A 21,928-nucleotide genomic window follows, 5' to 3' on the forward strand; every position below is an offset into this window, starting at 1 on the left:
ATTTTACCAGTGATATCACTGGTAAAATGTGTCCCAATAAATTGTCCCACTTTATTAGGTTTATTTATTTTATTTTTTAATATCTCATAAGACATAAATACATTTTGTTCTTTAAAATGATTAATAATTAACTTTGTGAATTTGATAAAAATTTCATTTTGTTTATTTATTTCACTTGAAAACCTTTTTAAATACATTTCTAAAAATTCTATATCAATTTCACCATTGTATTTTGTTTGTTCGGGAAAATCTATTTTAGAATTCTGTTTTATTAAATTTAATGAAGATTTACTGAAATTATTTTCTTTAGCAAATAACGTTGCTAAATAAATATCAAAATAATTAATTCTCCCTCCTTTTTCTATATTTTCTAAAAAATCTTTTAATTCCTTGTTATTGAAAATTTCCAATTTATTATAATCATCTAAAATTTTTCCTTTGAAATTTGATTTTAAGGAAGAAAATCAATTTTGAAAAAATCTTTCTTCTGAAAAAATATTATTTTTTCTATTTTTTGTTATTTTCTTTAAAAATAGAAAGTTTGGATTATCTTTTTTCAATTCAAATAATCTATCAAAAACATTTTCTATAGCTTCGTGAGTGGAAGAACTTATAAGAACATTTCCCTTTTCTTCTGTTATTATTTCATCAATTAAAGCACAAATTGTTTGTGTTTTCCCGGTTCCTGGTGGTCCTTGTAAATAAGAAATAGCAGGAGAAAACATTGCTTTTTTGATAATTTCTTGTTGTTTGATATTTAATGAAATTTTGGTTTTTATTTGATATGTTTCTCAGTCATTTTTTGATTTTATAAATTCAGGATTGTAAATAGCTATTGGAATATATGGATTTTTAACAATTCCTCTTTTTAAATTTCTAAGAGAGTTGTAATATCTTTTGTATTTAAAGAGGAGTCCAAAATCAAAAAAAGCAGATGTAATTTCAGAATGTAGAAAATTAGTTTCTATACTTTTATTTATAAAATCTTTTTCATTTTTAACTTCATCATTAATAAAATCTTTAAGTCTTTGTAATGAATTTTGCTCATCATTTTTTATATTAAGTTTTAATTTATAAAATTTCAAGTCTTCTTTTTCTAAAAAATTCTTATTTTTTGAATATAAATTTATTTCATTTTTTATTTTTTCTTGTTCACTAAAAAGTTGTGTTCTTTCTTTTTCTGACAACTCAATTAAACTTATTTGTGAAGAAATTTCTTTTTGTATTTCGTCTAATTCATTTGATAATAGAATTTTTTGAAGTTCTAGATTTTTTCTAATTTGACAAGAATTAGACAATTTTTCTTTTAGTTGTTTTAATTGTTCTTCAATTGTTTGTATTTCAGGATTTTGACTACTATTATATTTTTTGTCTAAAGTCTTAAATTGTTTTTTAATTTCTTCTCTTCTTTGAGTCAGTTCTTTTTCTAAGTTTGAAATCTTGCTTTGAATGTCATTTTCATTTGATAATTCATTTTTTATTTTATAATCAAATTCAATTTCAACTTCTTGTTTTTTATCAAATAATAGTTTTTGTAAATTTCTTTTTTCCTGATCAAAATTACTTATTTGTTCATTTTTTTCTTTTAATCTTTCTTCTAAAGAAATTAATTTATTTCTTTTTTGTTCTGATTTTAATACAAGTTGTTCAATTCATTTTTCTTTTATAGATATAAAAGAATTTGAATTAAAAGATAATTTTATTTTTTCATCAGTATCATTAATATCTCTAATTAAAATTTCTTTATTGTTTCGAATCTCCTTTTCTAAATTATTATTTTTATCTTCTATATAAAGAAAAAAGTCTTTATTTTCTTCCAATAGAATAGAAGTAAATTCTTTGTCTTTATCATCAGATTTTTCAATAAAAAAATTTAAAAATTTTTCTATTTTTAAAAAATTTATTAATTTATTATTTCTAGCACCTAAAAATAATTGATTTTTTTGTTCTGTTAAAGTTTCTCCTAATAGAAATAAAAATTCATTATTTCTATAATTTGATAAATAAGGTGAATTGTTAATTGGTTTTTCAAAAATTATTTTAATTTCTGGATTTGTTTCTTTTTGAAAACTATTTTCATTTTCAGGAATATCTAAAAAATCAAGTCTTAAAATTTTAAAATAATTTTCTTTTGATGAGAAGTGAGTAGTAATAGAAATTTTATTTAAATTTGGATATTTAAAATATTCTTCGATTTCTTCTGTAGAAAAATTAAAAAGAAAATTCAAGGATTGTGTATAAATTTCATTATTATTACTTAAACCTTTATAACCAAGATCATTATTTATTATTTGATAACTAGAACTTTTTTCTAATATTTCTTTAAAAATATAAAAGTCTTTTCTTACCCTTCTTTCTTTATATAAAAAACCAGGAATAAATTCAGATTCTTCTTCCTGATTTGAAAAAAATTTTTCAAAAATTTCTGGTTTTAAATATTCTTCTAGTATATACATTAAATTGTCTATTACTTTTTTATCCTTTTCTACCTTTTTAGATTTATTTGTAATTTTTTGTTGAAAATATGGTGTATTTTCACTTAAATCAATATAAAATGTAACTTCTTTCATAATTCAATTATAAAAGGTATTTACAAAAAAAAAAAAAAGTTGATATAGCAAGCATTTTTGCCTATTTTTCCTTTTTAATTGTCGTTTTTTACAAAAAATAGTATAATTTTTATGATGCACAGGGGTGCTTTTTAGCTGAGATTATACCCTTTTAACTTGATTCGGTTAATGCCGGCGTAAGGAGTTGCTATTTTCTTGCATCAGAAAGGAAAGATGTCTAGAACAAAAGAAATCATTTTTTCTGCATTTGTTTTGGCTTTAATTGTTATTTCTAAATTTATTGAAAAAATTATTCCAGATTTACCAAATGGATTGGGAAATATAGCAAAAATTCATGAAATAGTTATTTTAATAAGTTCAATTACTTTTGGAGTTTTAATAACTATTATTCCTGTTATTATTTATCTTGTTATTATTTCACCTATTTTTAGTGCTTTTTTTATATCGGGAATTTTTTATGTTGAAAATATACAAGATAAAATAGGAGTTTATTTTTTAGATTATTTTTTACCTTTAATTTTAATTGCTTTAATAGGGATGTTTAAAAAAATAAAAAATTTAAAATTAATTTTGTTTAGCTGTGCAATAACAATATTAATTTTATTATCGCACTCGATTAGTGGTTATATATATTTTAAAGAGTATTTAAAACCTATAAAAGAATTAGAAATACTTTATTTTCTTTTATCTTTTGGTTTAAATCTGCTTTCTTATGTTTTATTTTTTGTTTCCTTACCACTTTTAGTTATAAGTTCTAAAATATTAAGAAAACACTTTATCAAGCACTAGAAATAGTCAAAAAGTCAAATACAAGTTCAGTAATTTTTAATTTAAAAAGAATTTTATTTTTATTTTTTGATGTAAAAATAATATAATTTATAAAAATAAATTAACAATAATGAGGCAAAATGAATAAAAAAAATAAAAAAACAATATTATTTTCATCAGCGATGTTGTTACCTTTTTCTTATGCTGCTTTTGTAGCTTGTTCACAAACAAAAATTGAAAAAGAAGGTAACACAACTGAAAAAGAACCAACAAATCCTGGAAATACAAACGGAGGAAATATAAATAAAGAACCAGGTTCAACTACTGGAATTCAAGAAAGTGCAATGGGGAAAATTGCTGTCACAAGTTCAGGGATTACAAATGGTTTTTTAAACGAAGAATATGCAGCAAAACAGGATCCAAACTCTTATTCAACAACTTCATATGGTAAAAGTTTACCTTTAAGTTGAAACAAAGTAGAGAATGCTAAATCTTATGCTGTTGTTTTAGTTGATAAAACAGCAACAGAAGTAATGGGAAGAATTTTTACCCATTGAGGTGTTTTTGATATACCATCAACCACTACTTCTTTAGAAGAAAATTATTCAGTAACACAACAAAATAACAGTGAAATCAAACAAATCATAAATTCAAATGACCAAATGATGGATCACAATGCAAGTATATATTTTGGTCCACTTCCTCCAACAGAACACATTTATGAAGTTAGAGTTTTTGCTTTAAGTGAAGCAAAATTAAATGTAAAATCAAATCACGATAAATATTATTTAGGTGATTTCTATGATGTTATTAAAGACAAAACTATTGCTGAAGGCGTTTTAACATTTGCATATGAACAACATCCTTCTGTAAAATCAAATGGAAATTTATATGCTTCAAATGAAGTTAAAAAACTTGAAATAAAATCAAACGCAATCCAAAATAATATATTAAATACTGGTTATTTTTCAACAAGCACTTCAAATGATTTAAGTCAATTAAAAACTTTTGGATTAAGTTGAAATAAAATAGAAGAAGCACAGTCATATATGTACTGAATTGAAGATTATAGTCCAGTAAAAAACGAAAATGAAGCAGAATATAGAAATAAAATTAAAATTTTAGGTGGCAAAATCAATATTGAAAATCCTACAGTTGCTGATAAAATGTTTGTTTCTGTTGGTGAAGAGTACTACAACGATCAAGAAACTTCAAAAAACATTTTAAACTCAACTTTTGAACTTAATTTTAATGTTCATAATGAAAATGCAAACAGAGATGCTCAAAAAATATTATTACCTAAAAAAGATGGTAATGGATCTCAAAATCTTTACATAATTAGGGTAGTTGCTTTAAACAAAAAATTAATTAAATATAATAAAGCTAATAATAACGATCCTCATCCAACTCAGATGGATGAACACTTAATAAAAGATTCTTTAGGTTCATATTTACTTCAAGCTAAAGGTTCAATAATTGCTGAAGGATCATTAATATTTAAATTAGTATAAATTATCAATCCTTTTAAGGATTGTTTTTTTCTTAATTTTTAATGCATTTTTTGAATTTTGGTATAATTGCAATATGAAATTTTTAAACTTAGGAAATTTGAGAATAAAACTTTATAAATTTATCAGTTTAGTTTATTCTGATTTAAAGTTTTTACCTACAGAAACTTCTCAAAATATTTTTGATAATTATCCCATTTTTCTTCATTAGAGAAGGAATTTTTTCCTTTAGATAATGAGGTTTTTGATATTTTATAAAAAAATTTTAATTATTAAAGAAGGGTTTATTTATTTATGATTCAAAAAGAAAAACAAAAGACTCTCATTGAATTAAAAAATGTTGATAAAGAATTTGGTGAGAAAAAAGTTTTAAATAATGTAAATTTAAAAATTGAAAAAGGCGATTTTGTTACTTTACTTGGACCTTCAGGTTCAGGAAAAACTACAATTCTTAGACTAATTGGTGGTTTTGAGTGAACCACTCGTGGTGAAATTAAATTTGATGGGGTAGATATTAAAGACTTACCAGCGAACAAAAGAGATGTATCCACTATTTTCCAAGACTATGCTTTATTTTCTCATTTGACAGTTTCTGGAAATATTAAATACGGACTTAAATTAAAACGTTATCCAAAAACAAATATAAATGAAAATATACTTAAAAAATTAGAAGAAAATAAAGAAAAATGAACAAAACACGCTAATGAAAAAATGGCTGAAATTGATAAACAACAAGCCATTTATAAAGAAGAATTAAACGATTCTAAACTTTCTAAACTTAAAAAAGCAAAAATCCAAAGATGATTGGATGATTCTGATTTTAAATATTCTTATTGAGAAAATTATGTTAATACAAAAACAGAACATTTTCAAAAAAGATATTTAACTAGAAAAATTACTAAACAAGAAATGGAACAAGAAGTTTCAGATATTATTAAAATAGTTGGTCTTGAAGGAAACGAAAATAAAAATATTAGTGAACTTTCAGGTGGTATGAAACAAAGGGTAGCATTAGCTCGTTCATTAGTTATTGAACCAGAAATCCTTTTATTAGACGAACCATTATCAGCACTTGATGCAAAAATTAGACAAAAAATGCAACAATTATTAAGATCAGTTCAACAAAAATTAGGAATTACCTTTATTTTTGTTACTCACGATCAAGATGAAGCTTTAGAACTTTCAGATAAAATTGCAGTAATTAGAGATGGTGAGATTGAACAATATGATTCACCAAAAAACATTTATGATTATCCTGTAAATAAATGAGTAGCAAACTTTATTGGTGATGCTAACTTCTTTGATGCACAATTTGTGGAACCAGGAAAAGTAATGATTTTAAATCACTTAGTTGAAACAATCCACACAGATTTTGCAAAAGATGAAAAACTAGATGGTTTAATTAGACCTGAAGACATAGTTTTATCAAGAAAAGTGAGAAGTCACTATTTTGGTGTTGTGGAAAAAAGTACTTATAAAGGGTCATATTACTTTATAAATGTAAAAGTAGGAAACAAAATAATTCAAGCTGAAACAATTGAAAATTTTGAAATAGGTGAAAATGTTTATGTTCATTGAACTAAAGAAGCATTACACTTAATGAAAAAAGATCGTAAAGGCTTTTTAGCAAATGATAACTAATATTTTGAAAAAAATAAAGTCAGGATTTAATCCAAGACTTTCTTTATCAATTCCTTATATTTTATTTTCAATTATTTTCATATTGTTGCCGTTACTTTTACTTTTTATTAAAGCAGTAGCACCTATTTCCACCGATGATGGTGAAACTTTTAATAATCATTTATTAATTCAACAAAAAGAAACATGAGTAATTATAGGAAGATCTGTATTTGTAGGTATTGCAACAGCGATTATTTGTTTAATAATTGCTTTACCTTACGCTTTTTATGTTTCAACAGCAAAATCAAAGGTGTTTAAAATTTATTCAATTTCTCTTATTGTTTCGCCTTTGATTATATTCACAATAGCAAAAACATTCTCTTTAAGAGCTCTTTTTGTAACAATGTTTGATGAAGCAGATTTAAATACTATTTGATTTATGATTTTAGGTTTAGTATTTTTAAATCTTCCATTTATGATTATTCCTTTATTTACAGTTTTTAGAGATATGCCTAAAAATATTTTAGAAGCTTCTGCAGATTTAGGATACAATAAAACTCAAACACTTTTTAAAATAGTTTTACCTTATGGATTAAAAGCTATTTTTTCAGGTATTGGATTAGTATTTTTACTTGCAGCAACTTCAATCATTATTTCTGATAAATTGCTACCAAACGGTGGTCAAAATCAACTAATTGGAAACTTAATTAATATTAACGCTAATCCATCTAACCCATTTGATCTTGCAAGATCATCATCTTTAGTTTTAATTACTATTGTAGTTATGATGGGAATTTATGCAATAATTTATTTCTTTCCAATTGTATTATTAAAATTGAAAGGAATTAAAAATGACTAGATTATTAGATTTTTTTAAAAAGTATGAAATTTTAAGAAAAAGTTACATTTGAATAATTTTAATTCTTTTTTATACACCAATATTTTTTGGTTTAATCTATTCTTTTAACAAACCATCTGATAAAGAACTTATTTCTACTACTTGAAATACATTTAGTTGAAAAGGTTATGAAGACTTAGCATCTCAAGAAAAATTACTTGCACTTGCAAACTCATTTATCATAGCTATTGCAACAGCTATAATTGTTATATTTATTTCGTTAATTACCGTTTTTGCTTTATGAAAGCAAAAAAATAAAAGTGTAAAAACTTATATTAATACAAGTTCTAACATCCCTTTAATTAACCCAGATATTATTACAGCTATTTCACTAGCAATCTTGCTTTCACTTGTTTTAGGAGTTTTAAAAGCTACTGAAGAAGGAATGATAAGAGCAATTGTTAGTCATGTAACTATGACTCTTCCTTACGGGATTATGCTTTTATATCCAAGAAGTGAAAAATTTTCTAAAAACCTTTTTGAAGCTTCTTTAGACTTGGGATACGGAAGAATAAAAACTTGATTTAAAATTTATTTAACATATATGCTTCCTGCTATTTCTTTTGTGTTCATTATTGTAGCTTTTCTTTCTTTTGATGATTTTATTATCACAAGAATTACATCTAATGTTTCCACAATAGGGGTCGAATTATATCAAGGAACTTTTAAAACCTGAGCACTTGCTTTAGGTGCAATTATGTTACTTTTTACCGTTGTGGGAAATGTTGTTTATATAGTTTATAAAACTAAAAATTCCAAAAAAGGAGTAAAAAATGGCATTATCAAATAAAGCAAAATGAACAATCGCAGCTTCTTCATTAGTTTTAGTTCCAACAGTTATTGGAGTAACTTATATTAAAACAACTGCTAATTTTAAACCAATTATTATGAACTATCAAAACTATCTTTCTAAAAGCACAGTTGATGGTTTAAATAAACATTTTAATTATAAAGAATTTGGTGATGTTTCTGAATTTTCTAAAGCTATAGAAGATAATAGGGTTATTGGTGGAGTTGGTTCAGATTTCCAAATTGTTAGAATGATTCAAAAACAATTAATTAGAAAAATTGATTTTGAAAGATTATTTAGAAAAAATAAAGCACTTGCAAATAAACTAAAACATAATCCTAATTTAAGTGCACAAGAAAACATTAATAATAAAAGGAAAGTTATAGAATCGCTTTTAAGAAAAGAAACTTTAGAACATTTAGATAATTATAATCAATTTCTTTATGTTGAAGGTGATAAAAGCAAAGGGATTATCGACATTGATGGTGATGGAATTCAAGATCAATTATGAGAATTTTTAATCCCTTATTATATTCAAGATAAAGTTTTCACTTATACAGTTGGTGATTACGATAAAGATGGTAAAAAAGTACCATTAAAAGAAGCAGTAGCTTCTTGAGACGATGCTAAAAAACAAGAAATTAGAGAAAAAGGTATTCGTTTTGATAAACAAGATTCTATATCCATTGCTCAAACTTTAATTCAAAATGGTTACAAATATTTTGAATGAACTGAAGCAATGAGAGATAATCTACTTTTAGGTAGTGAGCTAGTAAATGATCCAAAACTTAAAAATAATGGTTATACAGGAGTTGTTGATAAAGAAAACTATCAAGAGCAAATTAATAAATTTCTTGAAATTGTTCAAAAATCAACAAATCATCCTTTATCTGATACAAAAATTAACAGTGTTAAAAGTTCAGGTTTAGAATTATTAACAGCTTTAATTGACTCTGGAGTAAAACAAGAAGTAGGTTTTATTTATAATGGTGATGCTTTAGATGCACTCAACGGTAATGACAATTTTAGCAACGTTGAAGATGGAACTACAGTAAGAGCAATAAGACCAAAAAACAATATGACATTATTAGATGCCTGAATTATTACAAAAGATATCGATGATAACTTGGCAAATCAATTATTAGATGACCTTTATGATAATCTTTATAAAGGTGATGATTATTCAGTTGATGAGTTAATTTTTGAATCAGCTGAAAATGTTAGATATAATTATGTGCAAAAAGACGATAACTTTGTGGAAGAGTCAGGACGTGGTTATAAATTAAACTTTGAAGCACTTCCAAATTTAAGAAACTTTGACTATGTTAACTATACACCTGCTTTTAAATCTACTTATGAATATTTTGAAAAATTCTATTTTAATGATGCAACTACAACAGTAAAAGAAACAAATGATGAAGATGCTGAAGAAATTTCCATCTTACAAAGTTTAGATGGAGAAATTCTTAAAAATGATCCAAAACTTTCGTCTATTAAAGTAGAAACTACTGAAAACAGTTCTAAATTAGCAAAAAACCTTTATAAATCACAACAAAAAACACAAACCGTTTATGGTTTAGAACCTGATGAAAATACACCTCCAGAAGACATTTATAATGTAGAATATAAATTCCTTGCTCCTGTAGGTGAAAGTTTAAATTCAGAAATAAAAACAGCATACATTATTGCAACTAAAAAATAACTTAATAAGCTTAGAGAATTTTCTCTAAGTTTTTCTTTATAAGATTATTGAAAGTATAAGAAAGTAGATAATTATTTTAAAAGTTGGAAGTTTAAGTTAAAATGTTAAATTATTCATAAAAATTCACATTTTTAATAAAAACTATTCTAAAAAATTAAATTTTTTTCAGTTTTTGCAAATAAAGTTATATAATAATATTGCAATCAAATAAAGGAGAATAATATGAAAAAATTTAAAAAAAGAAAATTGTTATTCCTATCTTCTTCATTAATTTTGCCATTTTCTTTTATTGCTGTTTCTTGTGCTCAAGAATCTAAAGAAGAAAAAGAGCAATTAGAACAATCTAAATTACAGGAAAAATACAGAAATTTAGTAGTGAATTCAGCTTATAAAGTTAAAAATGATTTTATAAAAGAAGAATTTCTTTATGATGAAAAAAAAGTTTCACTGAAATTTCCAAGAAGATTTGACAAAGTAGATAGTTATAATCATCTGATTACAGAAGAAGAAAGAGAAGCATTTAATAAATTTTTAAAAGATAATTACGATAATACTTCTAAAGACAAATTCTTTAAAGAAAATTATCTTTATGTTTTTCACACAAATAAAATTTCAAGAAATTTATTATATGATGACAGAACTTTATATTATAAAAATAATGAAAATAAGTTTTATATTATAGATAAACCTAATTTTCACTTAGATGAAAATTCTGATCCTAATCATAATTATTCAATTTCATTTTTAGCAAGAAATAAATTAAAAGGAAAAACAAGTTGGACTATAATAAATACAGATGAAGATTTCAAGAAATTTCAACCTAACGATAGTGATGAAACAACAGAATTATTTAATCAAAAAGTTGTAAGAGAAGATTTACTTAACAATGATGATGTTAAATCTAAATATAAAGAATTTATAAATACAAAAGATTTAAAGAATGATTTTTATTTTGATAAATTAACATTAGAAGATTCATCTGCTAAAAAATCTCTTTTAGAAGATTTATTCGATTCTCAAAAACAACAAGATTCAGACCATTTATCAATAAAAATAACTCAAGAAAACTATAGAAGTTATTCTCATTGATTAGATCCTTTTATTTCAGAATATGTTAGAAATAATTTTGAGCAATACAGAAGAGAATATTGAACATATTTTAATGATAAAGATTTAATTGCAAATATTTATATTCCTAAAACTCAATTTTCTGTAAGTCAAGTTTATATAAATGAAAAAGATAAAAAGGTCTATATTCTTCCTTTTTATAATGAATTTCAGCTTTATTCTCAACCAAGAGAATCTAATTTAATTAAAGTTGATTTTTACTCAATTGATAAGTCAGACAACTTAGAACTTATGGATGTAAATACTGTAAATGATATACTTTCTATAAATACAAAATAATTATTTTCATTCAAACTTTAAATGAGATTTAAAGTTATTAAAATAATGATGAAAAAAACTTAAAGTTTATTTAATTGACTTTAAGTTTTTTATTTACAAATAGTTTAATTAATTTGATAAATTCAATAAAAAATGTTGGTACTAACCCAAAAATAAATGGTAATGCAAATATTCAATTATTAAATGAATTTACATATACATTCATATTAAACACTTTGGAAAATTCTGGTATGTAAGTAACTGGTAAAAGAACAACAAAACTAATTGCAAAAGCTAAAAGAACAAATTTTAAATCATTAAATTTTTGTTTAAATAAACTTTCATTACTTCTTAATATAATAGAATTTAAAGATAAAATTATTCCCATAGTCATAAAACAAGATAAAGAAGCAAAGTTTAATGTTGATAAATTTTCTGCAGCTAAGATTGTTTTTATTTCATTTAAATTTGCTACACCACTTTGACTATAAGCACCTAAATAAAATGCTAATAATGATAGTGTTGTTGACAAGATGGAAAGTAAAGATATTTGAATTATCATTTCTTTAGTTAAGATAGAAGCATTTTTATGATTTGGTTTTTTATTCATTAAATCTTGTTTTGGTCTATTTAAACCTAATGCAATTCCTGGGAAAGTTTCAGAAATAACATTTATTCACAAAATTTGTAAAGAAGATAAAGGATTTATACTAAAAATTAAAATTCCAATAAAAGTAGTTAATAAAGCTGTTAAATTGGTTGTAAAAAGAAAAATCATTAACCTTTTTATGCTATATAAAATACTTCTTCCTTCTTTTATAGCGCTAACTATTGTTGAAAAATTATCATCTGTTAATACCATATCTGCAGCTTGTTTAGAAACATCGGTCCCTGTTATTCCCATAGCACAACCAATGTCAGCAGCTTTAAGAGCAGGAGCATCATTTACTCCATCACCTGTCATAGAAACAACTTTATTTTTGGTTTGTCAAGCTTTAACAATTCTGATTTTATCTTCAGGACTAACTCTAGCAAAAACTGCATATTTTTCTATGTTTTCATTTAAATCTTCATCGCTCATTAGTTTTAATTCACTTCCACTTAAAACTAAATCTTCATCGGATTTTACTATGTTTAATTGTTTTGCAATAGCATAAGCTGTGTTTGCATAATCACCAGTAATCATTACAGTTTTTATTCCGGCTTTTTGTGCAATTGCAATAGAACTTTTAACCTCTTCTCTTGGTGGATCTATCATCCCTATTAATCCAACTAATGTTAAATTTTGTTCCACATTTTTTGAACTTAAATCATCTGGTAATTTGTCTCATTTTCTAATTGCTAATGCTAAAACTCTTAAAGCATTATTAGAAAATTCGATGTTTTTATGTTCTATTTGATTTGACAAATTGTTTGCAAGAGCAAAAATAGAATCAGGAGCTCCTTTTGTAATTGAATAAATATTTTCATTAATTTTTATAAAGACAGTCATCATTTTTCTATCTGAATCAAAAGGAATTTCGTTTATTCTTGGGTGTAAACTAGAAATTGAATCTTTAAAAATTTTATTATCAATTCCATATTGGATAATAGCAGTTTCAGTTGGATCTCCAATTAATTTGTATTCCCCTTTTTCATTTATAGATGAGTTGGCATCTGTACATAAAATAAAATATTTAACAAAGTCTTCTTGTGAAAAAGTGTCATGTTTAAAGGTTTGTACAACCTTCATTTTATTTTGGGTTAATGTTCCTGTTTTATCGCTACAAATTATTGAAACATTTCCTAAAGTTTCAGCAGCTGGTAATTTTTTAACCAGAGCATTTTTATTTGATAATCTTTTAACTCCAATAGATAAAATAACAGTAACAATTGGTACTAAACCTTCTGGTATAGTTCCGATAGCTAAAGTTATAGCGATAACAACACCTTTTGCTCAAAGACTTCAATTTCCTGAAGCAACTATAAAAATATAAATAAAGAAAGTAATTACACATAAAATAGCAGAAAAAATTCCAATTTTTTTACTTAAATTTGCAAGTTGTTTTTGGAGTGGGGTGAGTTTTTCTTTTTCTTGATTTAGTAATTTAGCAATGTTTCCTAATTTTGTTTCCATCCCGATTTTTGTAACTAGAATTTTTGCTCTACCATTTATAACATTTGTGCCAGAATAAACTTCAGTATCTTCGGTTTCTTCTCAGTTAAATTCTAAATTAGATATATTTTTTTTAAAAACACTTAAAGATTCACCTGTTAAAATCGATTCTTCAACCTCTAATTGAGCAGAATTAACAATAATTCCATCAGCTCCGATAGTATTTCCTGCTTCAATTAGTAATATATCTCCAACAACAATGTCTTTTGTATCGATAATTATTTCTTGTCCGTTTCGAATTACTTTTGATGTTGGAGAACTTAAACTAGCAAGTGATTCAATAGATTTTTCTGCTTTATTTTCCTGTATTAAACCAAATATAGCATTTAAAATTACAATAAAAAATATCACAAAAGGTTCTACAAAACTAATTATAAATTCTATATGATTCTTATATTCATAATGAACTATCGCTTCATAAATAGCAATTCCTAAAGCTAAAAATGCAGCAATAATTAAAAGAATAATCATCGGTTCAATAAACTGTTTTAAAAACTTAATAATTAAAGGTGTTTTCTTTTTATTTTTAAGTTCGTTTACACCGTATTTTTCTTTATTTTTAGAAATTTGTTCATGATTTAAACCTTTATTTAAATCAACGTATTTAAATGTATTTTGTAAAGAATTATTTTTGTTTTCCATTATTTCTTTCTGCTGCTTTTTCTACAAAAGCACTAAATAGTTTATGTGGATTTAGTGGTCTTGCATTGAATTCTGGATGATACTGCACACCAATATAAAAATCTTTGCTTTTATCTTCACAAGATTCAACCAGACCTAATTCTGGATGATAACCTGAAAAACTAAAATTTTCATCTTCTAATTTTTCAATAAATTCATGTTGTATTTCGTATCTATGTCTATGTCTTTCAAAAACAGAAGTACTTTTGTAAAATTTAGCAATTAAAGAATCTTTTTTAAACACTGTTTCAGATTCTCCTAATCTTAAAGTTCCGCCCATTTGGTCTTTTTCATTTTTACCTTTTATAAAATCTAAAACATAAACTTCTTCTTTGTTGTTTGTAGCAAATTCTTTAGAAGTTGCGTGTTTATAACCTTTTAGACGTGCTTGAGCAACTGACATTGCTTGCATACCTAAACAGATACCAAAAGTTGGAATATTTTTTTCTCTTGTATATGTTGCTCCTAAAACTTTTCCTTCAAAACCTCTAATACCAAATCCAGGTAAGATAATTACACCATCAGCATCATCGAGTTTTTCAGATATATTTTCATTAGTTAGAATATTAGAGTCAACATATTCTAGTTTTACTTCATATCCTTTATCAAATGCAGAAATTTTAATAGCTTCATTTATTGATTTATAAGCATCGGAAAAACTGGTATATTTCCCAAGCATTTTGATTAATAATTCAGCTTTTTTTTCTTTATTAACTTTGTTAGCAAAAGTTGTTCATTTTCTTAAATTTGGTTTTATATGTGTAATATTAAAGTAATCTAATATAATATTAGCTGCGTCTTTTTTTTCTAAATATAAAGGCATTTCATATACATTTTTTAAATCAGGAGCAGAAATAACATTTCTTGGATTTAAAAATGTAGTTTTTGCAACTTTATTTAAAATAGTGTGATCAACTTCGTCGTTAGATCTTAAAAGTATCATATTAGGTTTTATACCCATACCTCTTAATTTGTTAATAGAATCTTGTGTAGGTTTGGTTTTAAAATCACCTGATGTTTCAAGAAAAGGAACATAAGTTACGTGAATGAAAAAAGTGTTTATTCCGTTGAATTCACTACCCATTTGTGCTATTGCATAAATAAACGGATTTGATTCAATATCCCCTACTGTTCCACCTATTTCAACTATAACAAAGTCACTTTTATATTTTTTTTCTATATTTTTAATTATACTAATTATTTCATCGGTAACATGTGGGATATATTGAACGGTTTTACCATCATAATATCCTTCCCTTTCTTTTTCTAAAATATTTCAAAAGATTCTACCACTTGTAAAATTGGAATCTTTTGAAAATTTTTCATCAATAAAACGTTCATAGTGACCAAGATCAAGATCTGTTTCTCCACCATCAGCAGTTACATAAACTTCTCCGTGTTCGTAAGGAGACATAACTCCAGGATCCACATTTAAGTAAGGATCTAATTTTAAAACAAAAACACTAAAACCTCTTGATTTTAAAAGGTTTCCGATTGAAGCAGCAGAAACTCCTTTTCCTAATCCGGAAATTACACCACCTGTAACAAAAATAAATTTAGACATTTTTTCTCTCTTTCATACTAATACATTTAATATTTAAATTATACAAAAATATTGATATTTTGTTTTTGTAAAAATAAAAAAATATTTATAATTTAAATATGAAAAACAAAACTAAAAAAATTATATTATCATCAATAGTGCTTGGTACTATTGCGGCATCTTCTATTGGCGCAACTTTAGCAATAGTCCTTAATAAAAACAAAAATAAAGAAAGTATATTTTTAAAGGAAAAAATTAAATTTAGCAGAACAAAAGATAAAGTTTTTATATTTCTTCCTAATTCTTTTAAAGAATCAATTAAAGATATTGAATTAACTTTAAAAGAAAAGCAAACAGATTCTAAAACTTATGTTTCAAAAGAGTTTACTTATTTGAATAGCAAAATTGAAGTTTTAATTCCTTCAATTTTGCAAGATAAATCTTCGTTATTTATCGATAAACTCTTTATAAATAAAGAAAATATTTCATTAAAAAGATATTCTGATACAGAAAGAGAAATTATATTTAGTGAAGAAAAAAAAGACCCTGAAGTTCCTAAAACAGACCCTGATACACCTAAACCAGAAAATCCTGGGGAAAAAGATGTAATCGAGAATCCAAATAATGGTACCATAAATAATGTTCAAGATCCAAATGATAAACAAGAACCTGAAATTCCTGATTCAAATGAAAATGATGACTTTGTAATTTCATCTTTAGAAATTTTAGAAAAAACAGATGAATTTGTAAAACTTAAAGTAAATTTTTCTAAACATTTATTAAAAAATGTAAAAAATAAAGATTTTCAAATTGAAATATCTGGAAAAATTAAGGATAAACAATTTTTTAACTCTCAAGAATATATTGAAAATTCCGATTCAGTTATTTTTGATTTATCAAATTTAGAGTTTAGTGAAAACTATTTAATTAATAATATTACTTTAAACAATAAACCACTAACTAGTTTAAATTCAGCACAAAAAATAGGAAATAATTGAGAAAATTCCGAAAATACAAGTGATTTCATCTTTCAAACAAAAGAGTATTCTCAAAAAATATCTTATGATAGTATAAGTTATCACATTGATGAAACAAATCCAAATCGTTTATTACTTTCTTTTAACAATGTGGAAAAACTATTTGAATTTACAGAAAGTGAATATATTGGAAAATTAACATTAAAAGATAAAACAAATTCAGACACAGAATTTACGGTAGATATTTCGATTAGAAAAACAGAAAATGAAGGATTAAAAAATATTCCTATCACAATTAGTACAACAAGTGATTCATCAACTTTTGACTATGAAGATGGATTTGAAATTCCTTCAAACGCCAACTTAGAAATAGTGGATTTTAAAATTGATAGGAGTGGTTTAGTTTCCGTTATTGAACCGAGAATTTCTATTTTACCAAAAGACGGAATAAATAAAGAATTTAGTTCTAAAAGAAGTTTTAGTAAATTCAAAAATACTGAGTTTAATTTAGAATCTAATAATAACTTGAAAGTTAAAACAGAATTAGAACTTGTTGATATTGATCAAAGTAATTTGAATGATGTCAAATTGGAATTTATATCTAATTTTGGTGGTTATTGAAAAATAAATGCAACTAAAGTCAATGATAAATGAGAAGCAAATATTCCAAATTATAATTATTATGGAAAAATTTCTTTAACTAAAGTTTTTGTAAATAATAAAGAAATTCAATTAGATTATTTACATAAAGGAGTCCTTAAATTTAATAATGATAAAAATAGAGAAGAAAATGCACTAATAAATTCTGTAAATATTACCGAAAATAAAGAAAATTCCTTTATATCTGATATTTCTGTAAATTTTAATAATAGTGAATTATTAGATCAATTTTCTTTATTAAAACCAAGACTTGAAATTTTTGATATTAATAATCAAACTCAAATTATTGAACCAAAATTCCTTTATAAAGATAAAAATAATTATATATTTAGCACTTATTTAAAAAACAATGTTAATTATAAAATTAAAAAATTAAGTTTTGGCACTCAAGATTTTAATTTTGAAAATTCATTTACAAAATCAAAGACATCTACACCAAAAACAGAAATAGAATTAAATGAAATAATTAATAATATTTCTTCTTTAAATTTAACAAAAAAATACTGAGCTTCTGGAGCACTAAAATCTTTAAATTCAACATCTGATTTTATAAAGATAACTGACATTAATAAGATTAGAAATTTTGATGATTCAATAGAAATAGAAGTAAATAAATCGTCTTCTGAAACAGAAATTGATGAAAGAAACGGTATTTTAAAATTAAATATCAAATTAAAATCTGGATCAAATTATTCAATTTCTAAAAAAATTACAATTAACAATTTATATAATGTTAATTTCTTTGAACATTTTAATCAAAGTAATAGTTATTTTGAAAAATTAATTTCAATATCAAATAAAGGTTTAACTAAATCTACTTTAGATTTTGACAAAACATTTACTGAAGTAGAAACTAACGATTTACATTATTCATTTGGAAATCCAACTACTTGAGTTGAAATAAAAGATGAAAAATTAAATGATTTTTTAAATATTGATGAATCGTTAAAAAGTTATGATAGTTCAAAACTAAAAATATTTTTCATCAAATTTAGAGATCAAAAAAATTTATATGATCCACATATAACTTCTGCATATGCAATGCAAGGCTTTATGGAATATAAAATAGGTTTTTGATTCGATAATTTAAACGAAAATAACCCAGAATCTAAATATAAGAAAATTTATGGTCCTATGTTAGTAGGTGGATTCAACTTTGATAATACATCACAAAGTCTTTATTTAAACTTTAAAGAAAAAATTGAAAAATTTTCAACAGAAAAATGAGATGAATTTAATAGTTATTATGGATTTAAAAATCCTGAATCTGTTGATTTAGATAATTTAATTGCTGAAATTAATCAAATTTCCAGTAAAGAAGAAAGATGAAATAAAATTTTAGAGTATACCAAAATAAGTAAATTGTTATCTAGTATAACTGATTTAGTTAAAAATTCATTTAATTCTCCAATTTCAAAAGATTTTTATAATATTCAAGTAGAAACAGCAAGCAAAGAAACTATTGGAGAAAATAATTTTCTTAAATTAAAAGTTGTTTTAAAATCTCATTCCTTTAATAGAACTATTCAAAACAACGAAAATAATAATATAGGTAATAATTTTATTGATATATTATTCTTAAAAAGATAAAAACTCAACTAAATTGAGTTTTTTTATTTATTAATTTTAAATATTCTTCCAGAGTTTAGATCTTTAATTATAGAACCGGATAAATTTTCTGGTAAATTATCATTTATATAGAAAGTTAGTGTGTTTAAATCTGTATATCCTTTATATTCTTTATCGTTTTTTACTATTGAAAATAGGTGATTTAACTCGTTATTTAGATAATTATTTGGTAGTTCAAAATGTAAATAAGTTGTATTATTTATAGTTTCTCTTTTTAAAATATTAAGATTTGTTATATTATTTTCGAATGTTGAAATTTTAGTGATTTTATTATTATCGAAAGGAATAAGCATATGGGAAGCATTATTAATAAATTCTATTGAAGATAAATAATATGTTTTATTAGCTTCAAAGAAAGAATCATTTAGCATAATTTCTAGTTTGTTTTTATCTATTAAGTGTAATATTTTTTCTTCATTTGTAGTAATATGATTGTTTTCATCTATTACAACAAAATTTGCTTTTATTTCTGAATTATTTGTAGTTTCTAAATTATTTTTTAGTAAAATGTTTAATTTATTTTCTTCTTTTTGAACAGTAATAAGATTGTTTGTTTCTATTGTATTTTTATTAAAAATAAACTTATTTTTATTTAAATTAATTTCAGTATTGGAATATTCAACTTCAATAAAATCTTCTGTTTGAAAAGAATTTTTAAATTGAAATAATACTGCTTTTTTATTTAAATCTACAACGTTGAAATTATTAACTTCTTCTAACAATTCTTTATTTTTATTATAATGTTTAATTTTAAAATTTTGAGAACTTAAATCTATTCAATTATTTGGATCATTTATAAAAAGTAAAGAACTTTTATTTGTTACAAAAGAATTTTCAAACGAAACTTCTTTATTTTTCGCTTTATAATAATTTTTTATAGTTTCACTAAAATCTTTATAATTGGCAATAATTTTATTTTGTTCATTTGAAGAATTTGCAATTTCTAATTGTAAAATATTTCAAACATATTTATCACTTAATTGATTTAAATCAAAAGAAAGATTTTTTTCTTCAATTGTTCCTAATATTTTTTTAATTTCATTATTTCTATTTTCAAAAATTAAAGAAAAATTATTAAAATTATTTGGATTTTTTATATTTTTATTTAAAGTTTCTAAATTTATAATCAGTTTATTTTTAATGATTTGTCCAAAATTTAAATTTGAAATAGTTAATTTTTCTTTATTTATTTCTAAAAAATGATTATCAATTAAATTATCAGTGGGATTAAAATATAATTTTTTAAGTAAGTATCTTCCTTTTTCTAAATCATTAGGTATATCTATTTTAAATGAATTATTTAATATAGTTATGTTTTTTGTTTTGTTTATATTTGTATTTTCGATATTTTCTAAAGTATAAGTTATAGAATTACTGTTTAAAATATTGGTAAAGAAAATTTCTAATTCCCCAGTTTTTTCCGTATTTTTGATTTCAAAAAAAGGAAAATTAATTTTTATATTTTCTGTTTTTTCAACAAGTGTAATGTCGCTTGGTATCTGAATGGAATAACTACCTTTTTTTGGAATAGATAAATCATTTATATCTATAACTCAAAAATTATCATTGTTAATTTTTTTTCAAGATGCTTTAAAAGTAATGCTTTCGTTTTGTTCATTAGTAAATTCAATTTCTTTGGCTGAATTGTTTGTAGGTTGATTATCTTTAGTTTTTAGAAAAATTTGTCATCCATTGGTGTTTTTAGAAATACTAAAATTAGTTGCTTCATTTTTTTTAATATCAATCTTTTGATTATTTTTATGTTTTAAAACAATAGCAGTTGTTCCTACAGCAACAGGAATTCCGATTGCAACAATTGGTAAAGCTATAAATAATGCTTTTTTTGTTTCTTTTTTATTTTTAAACATTTTTCTCCTTTTGATTATTTAAAAATTACTATTTATAAATTATAAAACTAATACAAAAAAATAAAATAACTTTCTTTATTTTTTATTAATTTCTATAAAAAAACGAAAATAATTCTTTTATTGAATTTATTTTCAATAATAAAGAAATAGTTTTTTAAAAAAGTATTATAATTTTTATTATTAAATAAATAAGGAGAAAAAATGTTTTTTCAAAAAGAATTAGAAAATAAAATTGATATAAAAAACAAAGAATTAAAATCAAAAAAAACCATTTTACTAATAGATGGAGAAGATCAAAGAGCTATTGATGCGGCGGAAAAATTAGTTAATACTGATTTAGTAAATGTTATTTTACTTGTAAATAAAGAAAATAAAAATGTTTCTTCTAAAATTCAACAAGAAGTAATTAGTTCTTCTAAAAAGGAAAAATACGCAAAATTATTTTTTGAAGCAAGAAATGGAAAAGAAACAATGGAATCTGCTCAAAAAAGTTTAGAAAGCAATCCTTTTTATGGAATGATGATGTTAAAAAACAAAGAAGTAGATGGTGTAGTTGGTGGTTTAAATTACACAACAGCCGATATTTTAAGAGCTGGTTTTAAAGTGATTGGTCCTAAAAAAGGAATAAAAACTATTTCATCTGCTATGATAATGCATAAGGAAAATGAAAAATTTATTTTTTCAGATATATCTGTAAATATAAAACCAAATTCAGATCAGTTGGCTGAAATTGGTTTAAATGCAAAAGAATTTGCAAAAAATTTAGGAATAGAACCAAAAATTGCTTTCCTTTCTTTTTCAACAGATGGTTCAGCTGTTAGTGATGAATCTAAATTAAGCTCAGAAGCAACTATTAAATTTAATGAATTAAGTAGTGATGTTAAAGCTATTGGTGAAATTCAATTCGATGCTGCTATTAGCGAAAACGTAAGAAAAGCTAAATATAAAAAAGAGTCATATGATGGACAAACTAATGTGTTTATATTCCCTAATTTAGATGCAGGAAATATAGGATATAAAATAGCACAAAGACTTGGAAATTATGGAGCAATTGGTCCAGTTATTACAGGTATTGCAGAACCTGTAAATGATTTATCTAGAGGATCAACTGTAGAAGACGTTTATAACACAGTTTTAATTACAACATTACAGACTTTTAAAGAGGAAAAATAA

13 protein-coding genes and 1 riboswitch are annotated in these 21,928 nt (G+C 23.7%); of the genes, 9 read left to right on the forward strand and 4 right to left on the reverse strand.

The window, feature by feature from the left end; genetic code table 4:
- On the reverse strand, positions 1 to 2,570 hold a 2,570-nt coding region (locus ACXX89_RS01915), incomplete at its 3' end, for an AAA domain-containing protein (protein ID WP_458557472.1).
- A gap of 110 nt (positions 2,571 to 2,680) precedes the next feature.
- Positions 2,681 to 2,771: riboswitch (TPP riboswitch) on the forward strand.
- Between the two features lie 12 nt (positions 2,772 to 2,783).
- Between ACXX89_RS01915 and ACXX89_RS01920 the strand changes: the two genes are divergently transcribed.
- The 7 genes from ACXX89_RS01920 (at position 2,784) to ACXX89_RS01950 (ending at position 11,263) form a co-directional block, all read left to right on the forward strand.
- Complete coding sequence (locus ACXX89_RS01920; RefSeq protein WP_458557473.1) at positions 2,784 to 3,359, forward strand: hypothetical protein; 576 nt, start codon at positions 2,784 to 2,786, stop codon at positions 3,357 to 3,359.
- A 119-nt stretch (positions 3,360 to 3,478) separates the two neighbouring features.
- Positions 3,479 to 4,849 carry a YbhB/YbcL family Raf kinase inhibitor-like protein gene (locus tag ACXX89_RS01925; RefSeq protein WP_458557474.1) on the forward strand — a complete coding sequence of 457 codons (1,371 nt, stop codon included), beginning with the start codon at positions 3,479 to 3,481 and terminating at the stop codon, positions 4,847 to 4,849.
- A 291-nt stretch (positions 4,850 to 5,140) separates the two neighbouring features.
- Positions 5,141 to 6,487 (forward strand): ABC transporter ATP-binding protein, encoded by a 1,347-nt coding sequence (locus ACXX89_RS01930; protein ID WP_458557475.1) that lies wholly within the window; start codon positions 5,141 to 5,143, stop codon positions 6,485 to 6,487.
- Positions 6,477 to 7,325, forward strand: coding sequence for an ABC transporter permease (locus ACXX89_RS01935; protein ID WP_458557476.1), 849 nt, complete (start codon positions 6,477 to 6,479; stop codon positions 7,323 to 7,325). Before ACXX89_RS01930 ends, ACXX89_RS01935 begins: the two co-directional genes overlap by 11 nt.
- On the forward strand, positions 7,318 to 8,154 hold the full coding sequence (locus tag ACXX89_RS01940) for an ABC transporter permease (protein ID WP_436359082.1): 837 nt from the start codon (positions 7,318 to 7,320) through the stop codon (positions 8,152 to 8,154). The genes ACXX89_RS01935 and ACXX89_RS01940 overlap by 8 nt, the downstream gene beginning before the upstream one ends.
- The gene (locus tag ACXX89_RS01945) at positions 8,138 to 9,856 is read left to right on the forward strand and encodes a hypothetical protein (protein WP_458557477.1); all 1,719 of its coding nucleotides are present in this window, start codon (positions 8,138 to 8,140) and stop codon (positions 9,854 to 9,856) included. Before ACXX89_RS01940 ends, ACXX89_RS01945 begins: the two co-directional genes overlap by 17 nt.
- A 222-nt stretch (positions 9,857 to 10,078) precedes the next feature.
- Complete coding sequence (locus tag ACXX89_RS01950; RefSeq protein ID WP_458557478.1) at positions 10,079 to 11,263, forward strand: hypothetical protein; 1,185 nt, start codon at positions 10,079 to 10,081, stop codon at positions 11,261 to 11,263.
- A gap of 70 nt (positions 11,264 to 11,333) precedes the next feature.
- Here the strand turns inward: ACXX89_RS01950 and ACXX89_RS01955 are convergent, their stop codons facing one another.
- Together ACXX89_RS01955 and ACXX89_RS01960 are read right to left on the reverse strand one after the other, a co-directional pair.
- Positions 11,334 to 14,039 (reverse strand): cation-translocating P-type ATPase, encoded by a 2,706-nt coding sequence (locus tag ACXX89_RS01955; RefSeq protein WP_458557479.1) that lies wholly within the window; start codon positions 14,037 to 14,039, stop codon positions 11,334 to 11,336.
- Complete coding sequence (locus tag ACXX89_RS01960) at positions 14,023 to 15,642, reverse strand: CTP synthase (RefSeq protein WP_458557480.1); 1,620 nt, start codon at positions 15,640 to 15,642, stop codon at positions 14,023 to 14,025. Before ACXX89_RS01960 ends, ACXX89_RS01955 begins: the two co-directional genes overlap by 17 nt.
- Before the next feature lie 98 nt (positions 15,643 to 15,740).
- Here ACXX89_RS01960 and ACXX89_RS01965 point away from each other — a divergent pair, with 98 nt between their 5' ends.
- The gene (locus ACXX89_RS01965; RefSeq protein ID WP_458557481.1) at positions 15,741 to 18,848 is read left to right on the forward strand and encodes a hypothetical protein; all 3,108 of its coding nucleotides are present in this window, start codon (positions 15,741 to 15,743) and stop codon (positions 18,846 to 18,848) included.
- Between the two features lie 23 nt (positions 18,849 to 18,871).
- On the opposite strand, the gene ACXX89_RS01970 is transcribed toward ACXX89_RS01965, so the two are convergent.
- Positions 18,872 to 20,755 (reverse strand): hypothetical protein, encoded by a 1,884-nt coding sequence (locus tag ACXX89_RS01970; protein WP_458557482.1) that lies wholly within the window; start codon positions 20,753 to 20,755, stop codon positions 18,872 to 18,874.
- A gap of 201 nt (positions 20,756 to 20,956) precedes the next feature.
- Between ACXX89_RS01970 and ACXX89_RS01975 the strand changes: the two genes are divergently transcribed.
- Positions 20,957 to 21,928: a phosphate acetyltransferase gene (locus ACXX89_RS01975; protein WP_458557483.1), complete on the forward strand. Its 972-nt coding sequence runs from the start codon at positions 20,957 to 20,959 to the stop codon at positions 21,926 to 21,928.

The organism is Mycoplasma sp. 1012, from assembly GCF_054343455.1.